The organism is Corallococcus sp. AS-1-12 (genome assembly GCF_020036995.1).
Classification (GTDB): Bacteria; Myxococcota; Myxococcia; order Myxococcales; family Myxococcaceae; genus Corallococcus.
This window is the reverse complement of sequence record NZ_JAIQDD010000033.1, coordinates 40,587-59,827: the sequence shown is the minus strand read 5'-3', so window position 1 is coordinate 59,827 and position 19,241 is coordinate 40,587. Positions and strand designations below refer to the sequence as shown.

At 69.1% G+C, this 19,241-nt stretch carries 22 protein-coding genes; all 22 read right to left on the bottom strand.

Features of this window, described 5'->3' with window-relative positions; all coding sequences use genetic code 11:
- Window positions 1-44: 44 nt before the first annotated feature.
- Window positions 45-2,171 (bottom strand): type III secretion system export apparatus subunit SctV, encoded by a 2,127-nt coding sequence (sctV, locus tag K8556_RS33780; protein WP_223744227.1) that lies wholly within the window; start codon window positions 2,169-2,171, stop codon window positions 45-47.
- An 86-nt stretch (window positions 2,172-2,257) separates the two neighbouring features.
- Window positions 2,258-2,725, bottom strand: coding sequence for a tetratricopeptide repeat protein (locus K8556_RS33775; RefSeq protein WP_223744226.1), 468 nt, complete (start codon window positions 2,723-2,725; stop codon window positions 2,258-2,260).
- 98 nt (window positions 2,726-2,823) lie between these two features.
- A complete protein-coding gene (locus K8556_RS33770; protein ID WP_223744225.1) occupies window positions 2,824-3,234 on the bottom strand; it encodes a hypothetical protein in 411 nt (136 codons plus the stop codon).
- Between the two features lie 539 nt (window positions 3,235-3,773).
- Window positions 3,774-3,992: a hypothetical protein gene (locus K8556_RS33765; protein ID WP_223744224.1), complete on the bottom strand. Its 219-nt coding sequence runs from the start codon at window positions 3,990-3,992 to the stop codon at window positions 3,774-3,776.
- A gap of 138 nt (window positions 3,993-4,130) precedes the next feature.
- The gene (locus K8556_RS33760; protein ID WP_223744223.1) at window positions 4,131-4,727 is read right to left on the bottom strand and encodes a hypothetical protein; all 597 of its coding nucleotides are present in this window, start codon (window positions 4,725-4,727) and stop codon (window positions 4,131-4,133) included.
- A 93-nt stretch (window positions 4,728-4,820) separates the two neighbouring features.
- Complete coding sequence (locus K8556_RS33755; protein WP_206791762.1) at window positions 4,821-5,297, bottom strand: SycD/LcrH family type III secretion system chaperone; 477 nt, start codon at window positions 5,295-5,297, stop codon at window positions 4,821-4,823.
- 3 nt (window positions 5,298-5,300) lie between these two features.
- Window positions 5,301-5,783, bottom strand: a complete 483-nt coding sequence (locus K8556_RS33750) for a hypothetical protein (protein ID WP_120580929.1) — start codon at window positions 5,781-5,783, stop codon at window positions 5,301-5,303.
- A gap of 46 nt (window positions 5,784-5,829) precedes the next feature.
- The gene (locus K8556_RS33745; protein ID WP_014398415.1) at window positions 5,830-6,111 is read right to left on the bottom strand and encodes an EscU/YscU/HrcU family type III secretion system export apparatus switch protein; all 282 of its coding nucleotides are present in this window, start codon (window positions 6,109-6,111) and stop codon (window positions 5,830-5,832) included.
- Window positions 6,112-6,121: 10 nt separating this feature from the next.
- On the bottom strand, window positions 6,122-7,204 hold the full coding sequence (gene sctU / locus K8556_RS33740) for a type III secretion system export apparatus subunit SctU (RefSeq protein ID WP_223744222.1): 1,083 nt from the start codon (window positions 7,202-7,204) through the stop codon (window positions 6,122-6,124).
- Window positions 7,205-7,232: 28 nt separating this feature from the next.
- A complete protein-coding gene (locus tag K8556_RS33735) occupies window positions 7,233-8,051 on the bottom strand; it encodes a flagellar biosynthetic protein FliR (RefSeq protein ID WP_223744221.1) in 819 nt (272 codons plus the stop codon).
- On the bottom strand, window positions 8,048-8,314 hold the full coding sequence (sctS, locus tag K8556_RS33730) for a type III secretion system export apparatus subunit SctS (RefSeq protein WP_120528175.1): 267 nt from the start codon (window positions 8,312-8,314) through the stop codon (window positions 8,048-8,050). The genes K8556_RS33735 and sctS overlap by 4 nt, the downstream gene beginning before the upstream one ends.
- Before the next feature lie 16 nt (window positions 8,315-8,330).
- On the bottom strand, window positions 8,331-9,155 hold the full coding sequence (gene sctR, locus K8556_RS33725; protein WP_206791741.1) for a type III secretion system export apparatus subunit SctR: 825 nt from the start codon (window positions 9,153-9,155) through the stop codon (window positions 8,331-8,333).
- 10 nt (window positions 9,156-9,165) lie between these two features.
- Window positions 9,166-9,813 (bottom strand): flagellar biosynthetic protein FliO, encoded by a 648-nt coding sequence (locus tag K8556_RS33720; protein WP_223744220.1) that lies wholly within the window; start codon window positions 9,811-9,813, stop codon window positions 9,166-9,168.
- A gap of 102 nt (window positions 9,814-9,915) precedes the next feature.
- Entirely contained in the window at window positions 9,916-11,280 is a 1,365-nt protein-coding gene (gene sctQ / locus K8556_RS33715; protein ID WP_223744219.1) for a type III secretion system cytoplasmic ring protein SctQ, read from the bottom strand.
- Entirely contained in the window at window positions 11,277-12,182 is a 906-nt protein-coding gene (locus tag K8556_RS33710; RefSeq protein ID WP_223744218.1) for a flagellar hook-length control protein FliK, read from the bottom strand. The genes sctQ and K8556_RS33710 overlap by 4 nt, the downstream gene beginning before the upstream one ends.
- 36 nt (window positions 12,183-12,218) lie before the next feature.
- Entirely contained in the window at window positions 12,219-12,707 is a 489-nt protein-coding gene (locus tag K8556_RS33705; RefSeq protein WP_223744217.1) for a flagellar assembly protein FliH, read from the bottom strand.
- Window positions 12,708-12,766: 59 nt separating this feature from the next.
- On the bottom strand, window positions 12,767-14,080 hold the full coding sequence (sctN, locus tag K8556_RS33700) for a type III secretion system ATPase SctN (RefSeq protein ID WP_223744216.1): 1,314 nt from the start codon (window positions 14,078-14,080) through the stop codon (window positions 12,767-12,769).
- A gap of 45 nt (window positions 14,081-14,125) precedes the next feature.
- Window positions 14,126-14,803, bottom strand: coding sequence for a FliH/SctL family protein (locus tag K8556_RS33695; protein WP_223744215.1), 678 nt, complete (start codon window positions 14,801-14,803; stop codon window positions 14,126-14,128).
- A gap of 24 nt (window positions 14,804-14,827) precedes the next feature.
- Window positions 14,828-16,912 (bottom strand): hypothetical protein, encoded by a 2,085-nt coding sequence (locus K8556_RS33690; protein WP_223744214.1) that lies wholly within the window; start codon window positions 16,910-16,912, stop codon window positions 14,828-14,830.
- A 113-nt stretch (window positions 16,913-17,025) separates the two neighbouring features.
- Window positions 17,026-17,847, bottom strand: a complete 822-nt coding sequence (locus K8556_RS33685; protein ID WP_223744213.1) for a type III secretion protein — start codon at window positions 17,845-17,847, stop codon at window positions 17,026-17,028.
- A gap of 109 nt (window positions 17,848-17,956) precedes the next feature.
- A complete protein-coding gene (locus K8556_RS33680) occupies window positions 17,957-18,376 on the bottom strand; it encodes an ATP-dependent helicase HrpB (protein WP_207056305.1) in 420 nt (139 codons plus the stop codon).
- A 22-nt stretch (window positions 18,377-18,398) separates the two neighbouring features.
- Complete coding sequence (locus K8556_RS33675) at window positions 18,399-19,238, bottom strand: sigma-70 family RNA polymerase sigma factor (protein ID WP_206791679.1); 840 nt, start codon at window positions 19,236-19,238, stop codon at window positions 18,399-18,401.
- Between the last annotated feature and the right edge of the window lie 3 nt (window positions 19,239-19,241).

Sequence of the window (19,241 nt, the reverse complement as noted above, 5' to 3'; positions counted from 1 at the left end):
CTCGACGAAGCGGAGGCCCTGGGTGCTTCAGCCGCTCCCGGCCGCTACCGGCCGGAGGAGATGCGCGCCACCGGCTGGATGTTCAGGTCCGGGGACAGCTCCTGGTAGCTGAGGATGGAGAACGAGGGGTTGAACTCGTACTCCAGCAGCTTGCGCACGTAGCGGCGGATGTCCATCGCCGTGAGGATGACGGGGCGCTGGGCGCTGGGCGGCAGGTGGCCGCACTCCGAGCGCACCGCGCCGACGATCTCCTGGGCGATCTCCGGCTCCAGCGCCAGGTGCGCGCCCGCGGAGGTGCGCTTGATGGAGCTGCGGATGGCCTCCTCGATGTTCGGGTCGAGCAGGTACACCACCAGCGTGCCGGTGCCGCGCGCGTACTTGTGGGAGATGTAGCGGCGCAGCGAGGCGCGGACATGCTCGGTGAGCATGACGTTGTCGGCCTCCACCTGGCCGTACTCGGACAGGGCCTGGAGGATGCCGCGCAGGTCGCGGATGGAGATCTCCTCCTCCACCAGGCGCCCGAGGATGTCCGTCAGCTTCAGCACGTTGACGATCTTCGGGACGACCTCCTTCACGATGGCCGGGAACGCCTTCTCCAACTGCTCCAGCATCGTCTGCGTCTCCTGCACGCCCACGAACTCGCGCGCGTTCTTCCGGAGCACGGCGGCGGTGTGCAGGATGATGTAGCCGGGCACGTCCCAGGTGGTGAGGCCCGCGGACTCGAGCGTCTCCCGGAACTGCTCGGGCACCCACGCGGCCGGCTGGCGCGTCGCGGGGTTGATGGCCTCGAAGCCGGGGATGTTCATCAGCTTGAGGCGCTCCACCGTGTCGTTCACCAGGATGTGGCCCAGGGTGGCCTGGCCGGTGACGACGGGCACTTCGTTGATTTGGATCTGGTAGGCCCCGGGCGGCAGGCCGCCGTTGCCGCGCGCGCGCACGCCGGGGAAGCGCACGCCCAGCTCCACGAAGAGGCCGTCGCGCATGAACGGGATGAGCTCGAAGAGGAACTTGCCGCCGTCCTGCCGCGAGTCCACGAAGGGCACCAGCGCGTCGGAGACCTCCAGCACGATGGGCGTGACGACGGGGATGAACAGCTCCGAGTCCGGGTTGAGCTGCTCCTTGGGCGGGGGCTCGGCGGACACGGGCGTGCCGAAGCTGGACTCCATCGCGGGGCCGGCCTCCTCGGCGGCCAGCGCCTCGTCGCGCTTGCGCATCATCGTCCAGGCGCCGAAGCCCGCGCCCGCGCCCAGCAGGAAGAAGGGAATCTTGGGGAGGCCGGGGATGAGGCCCAGGCCCACGAGCATGGCCGCCGCGATGGCGATGGCCTTCGGGAAGGCGGTGAGCTGGCTGCCCACGTCCTTGCCCAGGTGCGCGCCCTCCTCCTCGCCGCCCACGCGCGTCACCAGGATGCCGGCGCAGGTGGAGATGAGGATGGCGGGGATCATGCCGACCAGACCGTCACCGATGGTGAGCAGCGTGTACTTCTGCGCGGCGTCACCGGCGGCCATGCCCTTCTGGGTGACGCCGATGATCAGGCCGCCCACGATGTTGATGACCGTGATGATGATGGACGCGATGGCGTCGCCCTTCACGAACTTCATCGCGCCGTCCATGGCGCCGAAGAGCTGGCTCTCACGCTCCAGGTCGCGGCGCTTCTTCTTCATCTGGTCCTGATCAATCACGCCGGCGCGCAGGTCCGCGTCGATGGACATCTGCTTGCCGGGCATGGCGTCCAGGGTGAAGCGCGCGGCCACTTCCGCGACGCGCTCCGAGCCCTTGGAGATGACGATGAAGTTCACCACCACCAGGATGAGGAAGAGGATGGCGCCGACGACGAAGTTGCCCTGCACCACGAAGTTACCGAACGCCACCACCACTTCGCCCGGGTCGCCGGTGAGCAGGATGAGTCGCGTGGTGGAGATGGTCAGCGACAGGCGGAACATCGTCGTGATCAGCAGGATCGTCGGGAACGACGACAGGTACAGCGCGCTGGGCACGTAGAGGGAGATGAGGAGCAGTACCACCGAGATGCTGATGTTCAGCGTCAGCAACACGTCCAGGATGATCGTCGGCAGCGGGACGATCATCATCGCGACGATGGCCACGACGACCACCGCCAGGACGATGTCGGAGTACTTGTTCAGGAAGCTGTTCGGATCGGCGTTGGCCATCGGCGGGGCCATCCTAATCCGTGCGCGCCCCCGAGCCCAAGGGGGGGCCTTCCCTCACCTGTCCGGCGAGGGAGCCTGCGGACAGCCTACGAGCGGTCCTCGGGGGCTTCGGATTCCGAAGCCTCGTCCGAGCTCTCCAGGGCCGCGGCGGCGAGCATGCGCGCACGACGGCTCAAGGGGTCCTTGTCCTCGGGATCCAGCGACACGGCATGCTGGAAGTCACGGGCCGCTTCCGCCGTGCGGCCCTGGCGGAGGAAGGCCTCGCCCCGGTTGACGAAGGGGGTGATGTCGGTGGGATCCAGCTCGATGGCGCGGTTGAAGCACGCCACGGCGGTGTCCAGGTCCTCCAGCGCCAGGTGGCAGGCGCCCAGCGCGGTCTGGAAGTAGGCCTCGCTCGAGTCCATGGCCGAGAGCTTCTCGAAGATGGCCAGCGACTCGTTGAAGTTCCCGTCCTGGAAGAGGTTGAAACCCTCCGTGGCCCGCTCGAGCATCTCCGGTCCGGACAGGGGCTTCTCGTTGTCGTTCGACACCGTGGCCTTGGATTCAGTCGTCATCGGCGCGTTCACCGGGGCGGGGACAGCAGCGGCGGGGAGTCTAGCCCGGGGCCCCCGCCAGTTCCAGACGGGGTCCCCTTGTCGGCGTGAGCCGGACCTCAGCCCTGCTCGTCGATCCGCTCCTGGACCTTCGCCATCACGTCGCTCAGCGACTTCTCGATGACGCTCTTGAAGATGTACTCGGCGCTGGTCTCCTTGTTGAAGGCCTTCTTCGCCTCCGCGTTGATCTGCTCGGGAGTGGCGTCCGGGTTCTTCGCGATGAAGTCCGCGACCGACTTCTGCGCCTTGTCCAGCGCGCGCGTGCCGGCCTTCTCACCCAGGCTGCCCAGGTAGTCACCGAACTGACCGGCGACGTCCTGGATGGCCTGCTCGGCGGAGGGCTTGTCGGCCTGGGCCGACTTCTGGCTCTGGCCCGCGGCGGCCGTCTGCGGGGCGCTCTTCGCCTGGAGCGTCTGGAGGCCCTTGGCGAGCTGATCCGTCGTGGCGCGGAGCAGGTTCTCCTGCTTCACGACAGCCTGCGAGCCGGTCGCCGGCCTGGCAGTGGAGGTGGTCGCGATGCCGACGCGGGGAGCAGAACCGTTAATCGGGGAGGAGCCCATGATCCAAACCTCGTTCTAAGTGCTGCGTTTCCTGGGTTATCGGCGTGAGCCTAGTGGAAGTTTCCGGATCCTTTCCACCGGCGGCGGCGCGTGGAAGGAGCCCGGAAACGCCACCGGCCCCGGACCGATGCCCTGGAGGGCACCAGCACGGGGCCGGAGCGGACCAACAACCTGCGAAGGACTACTTCAGGTTGTTCACGGCGGCCATCGCCATGTCGTCTCGTGGCCATGAGAGTTCTCCTGGTACGGCGGGATGGGTTCGTGCGGCACCAGCTACAAAAGGATTATCGCTGAGGGCGAACCGGAGTTTCCTGGGGATTTTTTCGCGATCATTTTTCCCCCGCTCCCGCCGCGTCGCGCCACCGCTGGCCGGAAATGCCACCGGCCCCGGACCGATGCCCTGGAGGGCATCAGCACGGGGCCGGAGCGGACCAACAACCTGCGAAGGACTACTTCAGGTTGTTCACGGCGGCCATCGCCATGTCGTCCATCTTCTTCATGAGGTTCGTGATGGTGCTCATGATCTGCGACTCGAGCTGCACCTGCTTCTGCGCCTGGAGGAAGCCCTTCTGCTCCTCGGGGGCCGCGGCGATCATCTTGTCCATCGCCGTGCCGGTGGTGCTCTTCGCGGTGTTAACAGCCTTGTTGAAGACGTCGATCGTGGCCATGAGAGTTCTCCTGGTACGGCGGGATGGGTTCGTGCGGCACCAGCTACAAAAGGATTATCGCTGAGGGGGGACCGGAGTTTCCTCGGAATTTCCCGGGATCATTTCTTCCCGGCTCCCCTCCTCGGCCCCCCGGGAGGATCAGCCCTTCAGCTTGCCCAGGGCGGGGTTCTTCATCCACGCCTTGAAGGAGTCGAGCTGCTGCTGCGACTCGGCGCGGGGGTCCACCGGCTTGGCGGCGCCGGGCAGGGAGTCCTCGCGGGTCAGCGCGATCTTCGGGCGGCTCGAGCTCTCGAAGCCATCCGACGTCTTGAGCCCGCCCGCCGGGCCGCGAGCAGGCGCCGCGGGAGCGGCCGCGGCGGCCGGGGGCGTCACGGCGAACTTGGCGCCCAGCTCCGGGTTCATCTCCATCACGGCGCTCTGGATGGTCATGCCGTAGGTGCTGATGCGGTACTGCAGGTACTCCACCACGCTCCCCAGGATGGCCGGGGGCGGCAGGATGGGGTCCTTCATGAAGCGGTTCAGCGAATCCGTGACGTCCTTGTACATCCCCTCATCCAGCGGCGTGCCGGGAGCCGACGCGGCCACCAGCTTGCGCATGTTGCGCACCACCTGGAGGAACGTGCCCTGGGCCGTCTTGCCCTGGACATCCAGCTCCGCCAGCAGCTTGTCGCGCTTCTCCTTCAGCTCCGGCGGCTCCGGGGGCAGCGGAAGCTGTGTCTTGGGGGGGGTGCTCATGAACCGCTCCATCGGTTGAGGTGAATGAATCCAGCCTAACAGAGATTACGGGGCTTCCATCCCACGCGCCAGGAGGCGGTCCCACCCCGTGGCTCAACGCCGGGTGAGGGCGGTGACCATGGCGCCGGCCTTGCGCACCACCGGATCATCCGCCGGAGGCATGGCCGCCGCACGGCGCAGGTCCTCCAGGGCCTGGGGCTTCTGTCCCATGGCCAACTTCACCTCCGCGCGGCCCACGTAGACGGACGGGTCCTGGGGGGCCAGCTTGGCGGCCACGTCGAAGGCGGCGAGCGCGCCCTGCCCGTTCCCCGCGGCCATCTCCACCACCCCGAGCGCCTTGGCGAAGTACACGTCCGTGGGGTTGATGGCGTAGAGGCCCTGGAAGAGCGTGCGCGCCTCCGCTATCCGGCCCTGGTAGAAGAAGAAGTAGGCCGTCTTGGCGATGGCGTACAGCTCGTCGTTGGAGTAGCCGCGCACCTCGCGGAGCGTGGCCTTGCCCTCCGCCCAGCGCTGCAGGAGCGCGGTGAGCTTCGCCTCGTCCTGCGGATCTTCCGGGTCCAGCGCCGCCATGGGTCAGTAGCCCTCGTCCTTCTGCTCTTCCCACATGCGGCGGATGATCTCCTGCGACTCCGCGCTCACCTGATCCACCAGGCCCAGCATCGCGGACTCGCGCTGCAACAGGGCCTTGAGGCGCTCCAGCCGCTCCGGCGGCGCGTTCACCTTGGACAGGCCGCGCTCCAGCATGCGGCGCTGCCCGTCATCTCCCCGGCCCGCGACGCTGGCCAGGTGCGGCCGGTCACTGAAGCCCTCCAGGTCCGCGTCGTGACCGCCCGGGTGGGGCGGCAGGGGCAACCGGAGCTCCTCCGACGAGTGCGCCGGACCGATGAAGTCCAGGAGCGCCGCGGAGGGCATCGACGGGTTCTTGATGTTGCCCGCCTTGCGCAGCTTCTTCGCCCGGTCCAGTTGGGACGGGTCCACCAGCCGCTCGCGGACGCTGCGGGGACCTCCCCAGGGCCAAAGCGCGGTGCTGGGGGGCTGATTGTTGATTCTGGCCATGGTGGGCCGACTTCAATACAGGTGGGGGGCCCGCGTCCAGCCCCCTTCAGCGCCCGCCCGCCTGCTCACGCTGCAGCGCGTAGACGAAGTTCAGCACCTCGGCGACCGCGTCGTAGAGCTCTTCCGGGACCTCCTGCCCCACGTCCACCCGGTACAGGGCGTGGGCCAGGGACACGTTGCGCATCACCGGGATGCCGTACTGCTTGGCGATCTCCCGGATCTTCTCCGCCTTGAGGCGCATCCCCTTCGCCACCACGCGAGGCGCGCCGTCCGCCTTGTTGTCGTACTTGATGGCGATGGCGATGTCCGCCTCTTCGTCGCTGGCCATGGCGTCCTCCTCAGGCGCGCGCAGGCGGCGCCGCGTTCTGCTGCTGCTTGAGCCCGTAGACGAAGTTCAGCACCTCGGCGACCGCGTCGTAGAGCTCCTCCGGGACTTCCTCGCCCACCTCCACGCGCAACAGCGCGTGCGCCAGCGGGACGTTGCGCAAGAGGGGCACGTCCGCCTCGCGCGCCAGCGCCTTGATGCGCTCCGCCTTGGCGTCCATGCCCTTCACCAGCACGCGCGGCGCCCCGTCCTTGTTCTGGTCGTACTGCAGCGCCACCGCGACGTGGTCCGGGTTGGTGACGATGACGCTCGCGTCCTTCACGGCCTCCATCTGGGCCCCCTCCATGATCTCATGGTGGAGCTCCTTGCGCTTGGCCTTGTGGTGCGGGTCGCCTTCGCTCTGCTTGTACTCCTTCTTGACCTCCTCCTTCGTCATCATCATGTCCTTCATGAACGACTTGCGCTGCCACCACACGTCGAACACGCCGAAGATGACGAAGAGCATCACGATGCGCACGCAGACCCGGTAGAGGATCTCCCCCATGATGGCCATGATGCCGTGCGTGTCCTGCCGCACCGTTTCGATGACCAGGGGCATGGAGTCTCGCACCACGCCGGTGACGACGTAGGCGGCGACGGAAATCTTGATGAGGTTCTTGAGCAGCTCCACGAAGGACTTCTTCGAGAACATGTTCTTCAACCCCGCGATGGGGTTGAGCTTGTCGAACTTCGGGATGAGCGGGTCGATGGTGAAGAGCGACCCCACCTGGAGGAAGTCCATCAGCCCGCCCAGCACCGCCGCGCCCGCCACGATGGGCACCGTGAGGAGCAGCAGCGTGCGCAGGCCCATGATGAGCAACTGCGTCGTCGCCAGGGCCAGGTCATCCGAGTGGGCGATGGCGTCGAAGCTGAAGCGGAAGAGCGTGGAGATCTCCCGCTCCACGGTGTCCCAGGTGCCCTTGACGATGCCCAGGCCCGCGACGAGCACGGCCACGCCCGTCAGGTCCTTGCTCTTCCAGGTCTGACCCTTCTTGCGCGCGTCGTCGAGCTTCTTATGCGACGGTTCTTCTGTTTTGTCGCCACTCTCGTCCGACATGGAGGAATCCCGGGAGGCTTGAAGCGGCTCAGGCCAGCATCTGGATGGCGTGCTGGAACATGCGGAGCATGTTGGCCAGCTCCTGCTGCATGCGGCCAATCACGACATGGATGGCGATGAACATGATGAGCACGCCCACCAGCGGCTTGAGCGACATGGAGATGAAGAACACCTGGATCTGCGGCGCGACGCGGTTGATGGCGCCCAGGGCCAGGTCGGTGACGAACGCGGCCACCATGCCGGGACCCGCCAGCGCCAGGCTGATCTTCAGCAGGTCCGCGAAGGAGCGGATCATCAGGTCGAAGAAGGGCCACACGCCGCGGCTGAAGCGCGGGAAGCCCTCCAGCGGCACGATGGCGAGGCTGTCCGCGAGCGCCCGGATGATGATGTGGTGCCCGTCCAGCGACAGGAACAGCACCACGCACAACTGCACCTTGAGGCTGGAGAAGAGCGACACCTGCGTGCCCAACTGCGGCACGTAGAGCTGGGCGTTGTTGCTGCCCGACATGGTGTCCATCAGCGTGCCGGCCACGCGGGCCGCGTCGAACACCATGTTGACGATGTACGACAGCGCCACGCCGATGAAGACCTCCTTGAGCAACAGCCCGATGTACGGGAGCGCGCTCAGGGGGATCCGGTCCATCCGGTCCGCGACGGACGGGAAGAGCACCGCGGACACCAGCAGGCCCAGGCCCAGCTTCATCTCCGAGGGGACGACCTCGCCGCCCAGGAACGGGCTGAAGATGAGGATGGGCATCACGCGGCACATGATGAGTGCCATCGTGAAGATGACGACCGACAGGTTGACCCGAGCACCCAGCTCGGCCATGGCTTCGCCGATGTTCATCTGCCGATGAGCGCCGGGAACCGGTCGAAGACGTGGAAGGTGAAGCGCAGGAGCTGACCGCCAATCCACGGGCCCGTCATGGCCAGCACGCCGAAGACGAGCACGACCTTGGGCGCGAACGAGAGCGTCTGCTCTTGAATCTGCGTGGTGGCCTGGAACAGCGAGACGAGGAAGCCCACCAGGAGGCTCATGAGCACCGGCGGCGCGGAGACCACGAGCACCAGGAACAGCGCCTCCTGGGTGATGAACGTGAGCTGATTCATGGAAGTACGGGGCTCCTTACAGGTAGCCGATGACCAGGCCCTTGGCGATGAGGTACCAGCCGTCCACGAGCACGAACAGGAGCAGCTTGAAGGGCATGGAGATGGTCGTGGGCGACAGCATGTGCATGCCCAGCGCCAGCAGGATGTTGGCCACCACCATGTCGATGACGATGAAGGGCACGAACAGGAGGAAGCCGATCTGGAAGGCCTCCTTCAGCTCGGACACGACGAAGGCCGGGACGATGACCATGAAGTCGTTCGGGCCAATGTCCTTGCGGTCCTCCTCCTTCCGCATCTTCTTCGCCAGGCTGTAGAAGAGCGTGCGGTCCTTGTTGGTGACCTTCTTCATCAGGAACTCGCGCAGGGGCTCCTTGGACTTGTCCGCGGCCCCCAGCATCGTGCCCACCGTCTCCGAGGAGAAGACGGACGTGCCCCGGGACCAGATGTCGATGCCGCCCGCCCGGTACATCTCCTGGCCCACGGGGGCCATGATGTAGACGGTGAGGATGATGGCCAGGCCGGTGATGACCTGGGTGGGGGGAATCTGCTGGGTGCCCAGCGCCGAGCGGACGATGGAGAGCACCACGGAGATCTTCACGAAGCTGGTCACCATCATCAGCGCGAACGGGACCAGGGACATGGCCGCGAGCGCGAGGATGAGGATGAGCGGACGGGAGGTGAAGGAGTCGGAGCTCACCGCCTCCTTGACCATCTCATCCGGCATCGAGTCGCCGCCCTTCTTCGCCGCGGACGCGACGAAGGGGGAGAGCGACACGAGGGCCGCGAAGAGCCAGGGCGGAGCGCGGAACAGCAGCGGGCGAGCGGGAGACGAACGGTTCACGTGACGGCCTTCAGACGCCCGGCGGCGGCGTGGTGCCACCGGTCCGGCGGGAGAGGAGCTTCTGGAGGAAAGGACTCAGGGACACCGGCGACGACGGCGGACGCGCGGCGCGGATGCGCTCCACGGCGTCGCGGTCCAGCTTCGAAACCAGTTGCACGCCACCCTCGCCGCCACCCACCAGCAGGTACTCGTCCGCGGCCTTCAGGACGAAGAGCGTGCGCCGTTGATCCAACGGGATGCGCTCCATCACCGACACGACCGACGCCTTGCCCACGGGCACGCCCTGCAACCCCATCAGCCGGCGCAGCCCCACGTTGAGCGTGAGGTAGATGGCCGCGAGCACCGCGCCCAGCAGCGCCACCGTGCGCACCACCACCCAGGCCAGGCTCTCCTGCGCCTCCGCGCCTTCGGCCTCGGGGACGCCCAGCTCGCGGTCCAGCTCGTCCGCGTGGCGCTTCGCGCGGGCCGCGGCTTCACCCTCGACGGCCGGGGCGGGGGCCGCCAGGGGAGTCTGGACGGAGGCCGCCTCCGGGGCCGGCGCCGCCACGGAGGCGTCGGGCGAGGAGGCCGCGGGCGCCTGCGCCAGGACGGCGGGCGACGCGAAGAAGAGCGCGGCGCCGAGCAACAGGCGCGAGGGGAAGAGACCGAGGACCGCCATGGATGGGCGCGAGCCTAGTGCACCCGAGTCAGGACCGCCACGGGCCCGGGCACAAGCACGCCCCCCTGCCCGCCTGCCTTGTGACGCACGGGCGCAAACGCTTCAGCTCAGGTGGATGATGCGCACCCCGAGCTGGCCCTCCAGCTCCACGAGCTCACCCCGGGCCACCACCTTGCCGTTCACCGACAGGTCCACGGGCTCACCCGCCCCGCGGCGCAGGTCGATGACCTGGCCCGTGCGCAGGCCCACCACCTGTTCGGCCGTGATGGGCACGCGCGCCAGCTCCACCGCCACCTGCAGGGGCAGGTCGCTGAGCAGATCGCTTCCGTCCTTGTCGTCCAATGCCGCCCCTTCGAGTTCCGGAGGAACGCCCAGCTCCGGGTTGGTGAAGTCCTCGTTCTCTTCCGAAGCGCCCCCGGGCTCCCCACCCTGGGGGTTGCCCGGCTCGCCGGGGATGATGTCCGTGATGCGCGCCCGGTAGCGGCCCTGCTCCACGAACACGTCCGCCGCGAAGTGGCCGGTGCGCCCCAGGCCCAGCCGCAACTGCGCCGTGCCGGGCTCGCCCCGGTCCGGCCGCGCCGACAGCATGTCCAGGAGCAGCACGTCCTTGATGCGCAGCGACGCCAGGTCCTGGGCGGACAGCTCCGCCACGCCAATCTCCGCGCGCAGCCAGTCGCGCAGCGCGGACAGGCGCCGGCCGTTCGCCTTCATGTCCTGGCGGCGGTGCTCGCGCCGCTGGGCGCTCTCCACCGCGGGCTCCGCCGCCTCCAGCACCGCGGACGGCACCACCAGCCGCACGATACCTCGGTGCGAGCCCAGCACCGCGTTCAGGTGCACCGCCAGCATCGGGCCGTCCTCGCCCAGGCGGGCGGAGACCTCATCCACGCCGCGCGCCACGCCGTCCAGCCGGGGCCGGGGAACGCCCGGCTGCAGTCCGGGCACCAGCTCCTTGAGGGCCTCCAGGACGACGTAGCCCATCACGCCCTCCTCGATGTCCGTCAGGGGGCGCAGGCCCACCGTCTCACCGGCGCCGCCCAGCAGCAGGTCCACCGCCGAGTGCGCCAGCGACAGCTCGATTTCGAGGATGACCCGGCCCTTGAGCGCGCCGGGGGCCAGCACGGCCAGGAAGGACGGGTCGCCCAGGAAGCGGCGCAGCTCCGTCATGGGGCGCGCCTGGGCGGACTCCACCGACAGGCGCACGTCCACGTCGAAGAGGGCCTTGAGGCGCGCGCAGACCGTCTCCAGCGTGCCCGCGTTGGGCGTCAGCCACCGCAGCCGCTCCGCCAACTGGCCCTGCGTGCGCGACACCTTCTCCAGGTTCGTGAACGCGAACGGCCGCCACGGCGACACCGGCGCCGGGGCGGGAGCCGGCGCCTGCGCGGGCTTCGAAGGCGGTCCCAGCTTCCGGGTGTCGACCAACATGGTGCGCTCGAAGACTCCGGGCTCGTCGTCCGGCTCCAGGCTCATGTCTTGGCCTCGAACCTCAGATTTTCAAGCGCCAGTCCCCGGCCGCCCAGGGCGCTGCGCAGGCCGTCGCTCTGCTCTTCGAGCATCTTCAGGGTGTCGCGGTCGTTGCCGCTGAAGACGGCCGAAATCTTCCCGTTCTTCGCGCTGACCTTGATGGACAGGCCGTTGAGCACGTCGCCGCGCAGGTCGATCTGGAACTCCGCGTTGCCCGCGGCGTTGGTGCCCACGCGCACGCGCTCGACGATCTTCTGGGCGATCTCATTCGCCATGGCGCGCAGCCGCTCGGAGCCCGCGGTGTCCTTGGGCTTGGCCACCGGCACCGGCGCCATCAGCGCGGGGTTGAAGCGGAAGCCCGCGGCGGCCATCTGCCCGCCCTTGTCGTCCTTCTCCTTGCTGGCCCCGCCGCCCGCGCCCTTGCCACCTCCGGCGTTGACGTCGATCTTCAGCTCGCCCTTCTCCTGGCTCAGCCGGCTGGCCTGACCTTCGGCCTTGTTCATGTCGCCTTCGCGGACGTCCGTGGAGCGCTTCTCCTCCACGACCTCCGTCTTGCGGGCCTCGCCGCCCTTGGACAGGCTCTGCGACTCGCTGTTGCGCTGGGACTGCTGGGCGCCCTGGGTGGACTCACCGGGCTTCGCGAAGGCGGTCTCCTTCTGGGCCAGCTTCTCGTCGAAGGTCTTCCCCTGCCCCTGCGCGAGCCGCGCCAGGATCTGCTTGCCCAGGGGCTGCTTCAGCTCCTGCGCCTGCTTGGGCTGGGCCTGCTCGGCCTGGCCCTGCTGGACCAGCTTGGAGAAGACGGACTCGCCCTGCAGCCGCTTCTGGGTCTTCGCCTCCGCGAGCTTGCGCTCCTGGATCATCCGCTCGGCCAAGCGCGCGGCATCGCGATCATCATCAACTCGGCTCATGGCGTCTCTCCAGACTCGGCGGAAGGCGGCGGGAGGTTACTTGCGCTGGCGGGCCAGGAACAAGGCGCTGCCGATCTCCTCCTGCTGCAACTCCTCCCGATCCTGGCGCTCCTTTTTCACCTGCTTGACGAACTTCTCCTTGTTCTTCTCGATGGCCTTGAGCTCCTTGGCGGCCTCGGCCATCAGCATGCGGCGCTGCTCCACCAGGCGGCCCGCCGTCCGGACGACCTCCTTCTGGTGTTCAATCTGGAGGGCGACCTGGGCTTCGTCGTCCTTCAGGCGCTCCTCGAAGCGGCCCATCATGTTCATGCCGTTGATGCCGGCGCCCTTGGCCATGATCTGCTGGAAGTACTCCTGGACCTTGGCCTTGCGCTCCTTGCGGCGGCGCTCCAGCTCCGCCTCCAGGCGCTGCTGTTCCAGTTCTTCCTTCGCCAGCGCCTTGACGGCGTCGGAGAAGGCCTGCTCGGCCTCGTCCTTCGCCTTCTCACGCATGTCCAGCAGGGACTGCAACCGGTACGGGGGCATGGTGGGGACATCCTACCCAAAAACCGTCCGGTCCGTAGGTACGCCGGGGGCGGCCCGGCTCACTCCGCGAACAGGTTGATGAGCTGCTCCACGGTCTCCTCGTACGGGGAGTTGGAGTGCGTGTCCTGCTTGAGGAAGTCGATGATGGAGTCGTACTTCTCGATGGCGTAGTCCGTCCGGGGGTCCGCGCCGGCCTGGTAGGCGCCCAGCAGGATGAGGTCGCGCTGCTTCTCGTAGGTGGAGAGCGTCTCGCGCAGCTTGCCGGCGGCCTTCTTGTGCTCCTTGCTGACGATGCCGCTCATCACACGGCTGAGGCTCTGGAGCACGTCCATGGCCGGCCACTGGTTTCGCGCGCCCAGCTCACGGTTGAGGATGAAGTGGCCGTCGAGAATACCTCGGACCTCGTCGGCGATGGGGTCTTCCATGTCACCGCCGGCCACGAGACAGGTGTAGATGGCGGTGCACTTGCCCTTCGCCGAGTTGCCCGTGCGCTCGAGGATGCGCGGCAGCATGGAGAAGACGCTGGGCGGGTAGCCCTGACGCGCCGGGGGCTCACCGATGGCGAGGCCGATGTCGCGCTGGGAGCGCGCCAGACGCGTCACCGTGTCGAGCATGAAGAGCACGTTGCCGCCGCGCTCCCGGAAGTACTCCGCGATGGCCGTGGCCACGTAGGCGGCGCGCAGACGCACGAGGGCGGGCTGGTCGGACGTGGCGCACACCAGCACGGCGCGCTTCATGCCCTCCTCGCCCATGGCGTCCTCGATGAACTCGCGGACCTCGCGACCACGCTCGCCGATGAGCGCCACGACGCTCAAGTCGGCTTGCGTGTTGCGGGCAATCTGGCCCATCAGCGTGGACTTGCCGACGCCGGAGCCGGCGAAGAGGCCCACGCGCTGGCCCTCGCCCACGGTGAGCAGCCCGTCGATGCAGCGCACGCCCAGGGGCAGCGGCCGCTCGATGCGCTGGCGGGTGAAGGGGTCCGGGCAGTCGCGGTCCACGGGCCAGTCGACCAGGTTATCCCCCTCCAGGGGCAGGCCGTCCATGGGCTCGCCGATGCCGTTGAGCACGCGGCCCAGGAGCCCGTCGCCGCACTTGATGGTGAGGGGACGCCCCGTGGGGATGCACTCGCTGTCCGGACCGATGCCGTACAGCTCGCCCAGGGGCATGAGCATCACCTCGTCCCCCACGAAGCCCACGACCTCCGACTTCATCAGGCCGCGCTGGCGGTTCTTGATGAGCACCAGCTCGCCGATGCGCACGTTGGGCACGCTCGCCTTGATGACGAGCCCCGTCAGCTCCGTGACGCGGCCGCGCACCCGGACGAGGGACGCTTCCTTGATGAGGTCGTAGTAGCGCGAGAGGTCGATGGCCATGGCGGATTCCGGGAGGGCTCGAGGGCGCGGCGTTGGCCGGGAGGCTCAGGGAGGGCCGCTCTTGCGACCGGTGTCCGGCTGCAGGAGGTTCTGGAGCATCTCCAGTTGGGTGGGCAGTTGCGCGTCCACGGTGCCGTACTCCGTCTGGACGATGCAGCCCACGGGAGCGACCTCCGGGTCCTCCTTGATGGCCAGGTCCACCGTGCGGCCGATGAGCTCCATCAACTGCGGGCGCTTGGCGCGCAGCACCGTGGCCGTCTTCGGGTGCACGCGCAGGACCATGGCGCGCGCGTTGCGGAGGTTTTCAATGGCCGCGGCGCACATGTCCACCAGCAGCTCCGGCTCGCGCTCCAGGTCGCGGCCGAGGATCTTCTCCGCCATCTTCAGCGCCAGCGCGATGATGTCCTGCTCCTGGGAGTTGAGCATCTCCCCGGCCTGGATCTTCGCGCGCAGGAGCAGCTCCGTGGCCTGGGCGATGCCCTCCTGACGGCCCAGGTCCTTCGCCTTGGCGAAGAGCTCCTCCTTCTCGCGCTGGGCCTCGGCGAGGATGCGCTCACGCTCGCGGTGGGCCTCCTCGATGATGCCCTGGGCGCCCTGGCGTGCCTCGAAGACCTCGGCGTTCATCACGCCCGCGCGCGGCGGACGCAGCGCCGGTCGCTCGGACGTGGCGACGACCACCGACTCCGCCAACCCGTCCCCCTTGATTACCTTGCCGATCGCCATGGGCCACTCCTTGAAGACCGGATGCTAGCGCGTTCCGCCGCGCGGTCCACGCCCTCCCGGACCGCCCGCGTCATCCTGGGCCGGCCGGTCGGAGGGAGGGGGGCGCCGGCGGCCCACCTGCGTTCCCTCCGAGACCCGGGACGAGGAGGCCTGGCTGGAGAGCACGCGCGGGGGACGCTCCGGCTCGGCCCCCGGTTCGGGACGCGCCGCGGGGCGGCCCCCCGTGCGCGAGCGCAGCACGCGGGCCCCGTCAGCGGCTTCCCCGGACGGCTCCGGGCGCCGCGGGGCGCGCTCCTCCGCCTCCGCGGGAGGACGCGCGGGGCGCTCGGCCCGGACGGAGCGGCCTTCCGGCGCCTCCGGCTCCGGCGGGCGTGACGCACCGCGTGCCCCCAGCCGCGAGGGCGGCGGGCCAATGCGGGCGCCGTCTGGATCCGGCCGGGCGGGACGCGACGGCCGCGGGCCCTCTGGATCACGGCGGCCGGGAACGGCCCCGGTGGACGCGCGGGGCGCGGGCCCCACCGACGAGCCCCGGTCCACCGGCATGCGGCGCATCTGGGAGCCGTTCGCGTCCCCTTCCGGCGCCACCGTGGAGGCACGGGGCGCGGGCCCACGCTCGCGCTCCACCGGCATCCGGCGGATCTGCGAACCGCCCGCTTCGCCCTCCGGCGGCGCCACCATGGAGGCGCGGGGCGCGGGCCCACGCTCGCGCTCCACCGGCATGCGGCGCATCCGCGAACCGTTCGCGTCCCCTTCCGGCGAGACCATGGACGCGCGGGGCGCGGGCCCCACCGACGAGCCCCGCTCCTCTCCTGGCGCCGGGCGCGGACGTGCGCCGGGGGGCGCGCCCGGGCCCGCGTCACGGCTGGACGCCGCACCCGCGCGCCGCGCCGCGCGCTCGGCCATGAAGTCACGCTTGGCGCCCGCATCCGCGGACTCTCCGGCGGGAGGGGCTCCCCGCAGGGCCCTGGGAGCCCGGAGCGCGGGCGAGCGCGACGGATCCGGCGCGGTGGTGCGCAGGCCCTCGCGAGGCGCGGGGGCCGCCCCTGGACGCGCGGCGGCCGGAGCCGCGGGACGGGCCCCCTGGGCGCCGGGAGCCGCGGGCGCGGGCTTCCGGGCCCCCGGCGGTGGGGGCAGCACGGCGGAGGGGCGCGGCGGCGGCGCGGTCAGCCGCACGGGGCGCTCGATGAGGCCGCGCACGGCCAGCCGCTCCAGGTCCATGACGATGTCGGTGCGTCCGCCGTCGCCCCGGGCGGTCGGCCGCGAGCGCTCCTCGCGCACCCACTTCGCCACCAGGTGGCCGAACTCGCCGCGGTGCTTCTCCAGCATGCGCGCGGCGAACTCCGGGGACTGCGCCACGCACGCGCGCGCCAGCCGCTGCACGCCCGCGCTGCGGATGGCGCCCGCCAGCCGGCTGAAGCCATCGTGCAGGTTGAGCTGCGCGCGCGCGTCCTCCTCCGGGAGCTTGCGCGGCGCATTGGCCGCCACGGACTTGCTCGCGAGCTGGAGCAGGTCCGGGGGCAGCGACTCCAGGAGGCCGTTCAGCTCTTCTTCGGGCAGCCCCGCCAGCGCCGGCCCCAGCACGCGCGCGCCCAGCCGGTCACTCACCGTGAGCAGCTCGCGGGTCTGGAGGTTGAGCACGTCCGCGAACTTGAAGCCCGCGGACTGGCCCGCGACCTCGCGCGCCAGCGCCTCCTCCAGCTTCCAGCGGATGATGTCCAGGACCTGCGGCCGCACCTCGCGGGTCAGCTTCACGCGTGAGGCAGGCAGATGGCCGCGCACCGCTTCCGCCATGTTGCCGGGCAGCGCGCGCAGCGTGACCTCCACCAGGGCGCCGCGCTCGCGCTGGAGCAGCGCCGCCAGCCGCTCCGGATCCGCGGTCCACAACTGGCCGCGCCGGTCCTTCATCAGGCGCTTGAGCTCCTGGACCACCGCGGGCAGGCGCTTCTCGCGCGGAATCTGGAGGATCTCCTGCGCGCGGTGGCGCAAGAGCGCGCCCTCCTCGTCCGGCAGGTGCTCCAGCGCCGCCATGCTCTCCTGGCCCCCGAAGGTGACCGCGGTGAGCAGCATCATCGTCTGGCGTTTGCTGAGCGAGGTGAAGAAGGAATCCAACGGTCACCTCGCGGGCCCCCAGGTGGCCCGCTGAAGATAGAAGTCGTGTCCCCGGCCTGGAGGACACGTCCCGCGGACCACCCCAGGAGGGCCGCGGGAAGCGACGTGCAGCTCTAGCCCTCGCGACCGCCGCGCGCACGCGCGGGGCGCGCCGCCGCGGCGGGGGCGGCGCCGCCGGAGCCTCCGCGCATGAAGGTCCACGCGGTGAGGCCCATCATCGCCAGGATGAGCACGAACGCGCCGCCGAGGATCATCTTGAAGGTGCTGGCGCTGGCGGCCGTCATGCGCACGCCGAGCACGTCCTGCAGGCGGTTGGTCTCCGTGGTCTCCGCCGTGGGGGCCATGGCCTCCGTCATCAGCACGGTGACGGCCTCCGGCTTGAGCTCCGCCACGGAGCTGGCGACGAACTGCTTCACCGCGTCCACCGAGACGGGGGGCTTGCCGCCCTCCACCGTGCGGTACTTGATGAACACGGAGGCCGACGGCATCGGCTTGTTCTCCGGCTGCGACAGGTCGTTGTTCTCCGGCACCATCACGATGGCGCGCGCCTCCAGCACGCCGTCGATCTGGTTGAGCGCATTGGAGACCTCGCCCGCCATGGCCTTGAGGAGCATGGCGCGCTCCTCCGTGGCGGTGGGCACCATGCTGCCCTTGGCGAAGTGGGACAGGCCCTTCTCCACCGGGCGCGGCAGCGAGTTGCGCTTCAGCAGTTCCGCGGCCTGCGCGGCGTCGCCCTTGGGGACGACGATGGTGAAGCGCACTTCGTTGCCGCCCTCCGCCTTCTCCTTCTTGGCGTTGATGCCGTTCTTGCTGAGCAGGACGTAGATTTCATTCGCGTCCGCTTCCGTCAGCTCGTGCTGCAGCTCGATGGAGCAGCCGGTGAGGAACAGCAGGGCGAGGAGCGGGGCGGCGAAGACGGGCGTTCGGCGAGTCATGGGCGCGCTTAGCTTAACAGGGCCCTTGCAAAACGCGGAAGGGCGCCCCCTCCCGACGTTGGGAGGGACCGCCCTTCGCATGCCGCCCTGGCCCGGCGGGGTGGGGACTTCAGACCTGCGTCTTGACGACGTCCTTCAGGCCGCTGGTGGCCTTCTCGACGACCTTCGACGTGAGGTCCAGCTCCTGCGAGTACTTGTACATGGACGCCTGGAGACCGAGCAGCTCGGCGTTGGACATGTTCTTGCCGGAGGAGGCCTCCTTGATCAGCTTGTCCATGCTGACCTGACCCTTCTCCAGACCGGAGACGAGGTCGGAGACCATGCCGCCCGACTTGGTCGTCTTGGAGGCTTCCGCCTTCGCGTCCACGGGCTCCGCGCCCTTGGCCGTGGCGGGCTGCTGGGCCGCGCCGCTCACCTTGTTCAGGTTGGCCTTCTCCGCCTTGTTGACGGTCTCCACCTGGCGGACGGCGTCCGCCTTCTGGGTGGCCTGCGCGGCCTGGGCCTTGTTCACGTTCTGGGCGGCGTCCACCTGGCCGGCGCCCTGCGCCTTGTCAGCGAGAACTCCGTCGAACTTCGACGCGCCCGTCTTCTGCGTCTGCTGCTGCGCGCCCTGATCCTGCAGCTTTTGCTGCGCCACCTGTCCCGCGGAGATGCCGCTCATCGGAGCCGCCATGTGACACCCTCCTTGCATCCGTCGAGGGGGGAGGGAGTTCCTCCTCCTCGTTCAAGAGTTCCTTGAGCCGATCAATGGCCCGCGCGTGAAGCCGCGAGGCCCAGCTCTTCGACTGCCCGATCTCCGCTCCTGCCTCTTCCAGCGTGCGTCCCTGGAAGTAATAGCCCTGCAGGAGCTTGCGCTCTTTCTCCGGAAGCTTCTCGATGGCCGAGCGCACCCGGTTCTTCAACTGCTCCATCTCCAGGCGCTGATCCGCCGGGAGTGATTCATCCACGTAGCCCGCCGCCTCCGCCCCTTCCGCCCCCGCCGCGAAAACCGCCGCGAGGCCCGCCACGGCATCCGAGATGTCTCCAATATCATCGTCGAATGACGACCCGCGGTTGCTTGCGCCCTGCTCGCGGTCCGCCAGATTTCCCAGATACGCCGTCGCGCGCTCGCCCTGATAGGCGGTGCGGGCGTCCGCGCCCCGCAGAACGCCCATCTTCCTCAGGCCGTCGAAGATGGCGCCCTTGATGCGGTAGTGGGCAAAGGTGAGGAAGTTGGCGCCAACCTTGGGGTCGAAGCGCTCAGCGGCTTCCAGGAGACCGATTTGCCCATAGGCCAGCAGTTCATCCAGTTCGAGCTGGGCATTGAACTGCTTGCGCACGGTGGCCGCGAGCGACCGCACGTACGGGCCGTACTTCTCCAGGATGACCTTCCTGTCTTCACCCAGAGGCAAGCG

What these genes read in the sequence shown, in the direction of transcription:
- sctV (WP_223744227.1), bottom strand. Translation starts at nt 2,171, where the DNA reads ATGGCCAACGCCGATCCGAACAGCTTCCTGAACAAGTACTCCGACATC.
- K8556_RS33775 (WP_223744226.1), bottom strand. Translation starts at nt 2,725, where the DNA reads ATGACGACTGAATCCAAGGCCACGGTGTCGAACGACAACGAGAAGCCC.
- K8556_RS33765 (WP_223744224.1), bottom strand. Translation starts at nt 3,992, where the DNA reads ATGGCCACGATCGACGTCTTCAACAAGGCTGTTAACACCGCGAAGAGC.
- K8556_RS33760 (WP_223744223.1), bottom strand. Translation starts at nt 4,727, where the DNA reads ATGAGCACCCCCCCCAAGACACAGCTTCCGCTGCCCCCGGAGCCGCCG.
- K8556_RS33755 (WP_206791762.1), bottom strand. Translation starts at nt 5,297, where the DNA reads ATGGCGGCGCTGGACCCGGAAGATCCGCAGGACGAGGCGAAGCTCACC.
- K8556_RS33750 (WP_120580929.1), bottom strand. Translation starts at nt 5,783, where the DNA reads ATGGCCAGAATCAACAATCAGCCCCCCAGCACCGCGCTTTGGCCCTGG.
- K8556_RS33745 (WP_014398415.1), bottom strand. Translation starts at nt 6,111, where the DNA reads ATGGCCAGCGACGAAGAGGCGGACATCGCCATCGCCATCAAGTACGAC.
- sctU (WP_223744222.1), bottom strand. Translation starts at nt 7,204, where the DNA reads ATGTCGGACGAGAGTGGCGACAAAACAGAAGAACCGTCGCATAAGAAG.
- K8556_RS33735 (WP_223744221.1), bottom strand. Translation starts at nt 8,051, where the DNA reads ATGAACATCGGCGAAGCCATGGCCGAGCTGGGTGCTCGGGTCAACCTG.
- sctS (WP_120528175.1), bottom strand. Translation starts at nt 8,314, where the DNA reads ATGAATCAGCTCACGTTCATCACCCAGGAGGCGCTGTTCCTGGTGCTC.
- K8556_RS33720 (WP_223744220.1), bottom strand. Translation starts at nt 9,813, where the DNA reads ATGGCGGTCCTCGGTCTCTTCCCCTCGCGCCTGTTGCTCGGCGCCGCG.
- sctQ (WP_223744219.1), bottom strand. Translation starts at nt 11,280, where the DNA reads ATGAGCCTGGAGCCGGACGACGAGCCCGGAGTCTTCGAGCGCACCATG.
- K8556_RS33710 (WP_223744218.1), bottom strand. Translation starts at nt 12,182, where the DNA reads ATGAGCCGAGTTGATGATGATCGCGATGCCGCGCGCTTGGCCGAGCGG.
- K8556_RS33705 (WP_223744217.1), bottom strand. Translation starts at nt 12,707, where the DNA reads ATGCCCCCGTACCGGTTGCAGTCCCTGCTGGACATGCGTGAGAAGGCG.
- sctN (WP_223744216.1), bottom strand. Translation starts at nt 14,080, where the DNA reads ATGGCCATCGACCTCTCGCGCTACTACGACCTCATCAAGGAAGCGTCC.
- K8556_RS33695 (WP_223744215.1), bottom strand. Translation starts at nt 14,803, where the DNA reads ATGGCGATCGGCAAGGTAATCAAGGGGGACGGGTTGGCGGAGTCGGTG.
- K8556_RS33685 (WP_223744213.1), bottom strand. Translation starts at nt 17,847, where the DNA reads ATGACTCGCCGAACGCCCGTCTTCGCCGCCCCGCTCCTCGCCCTGCTG.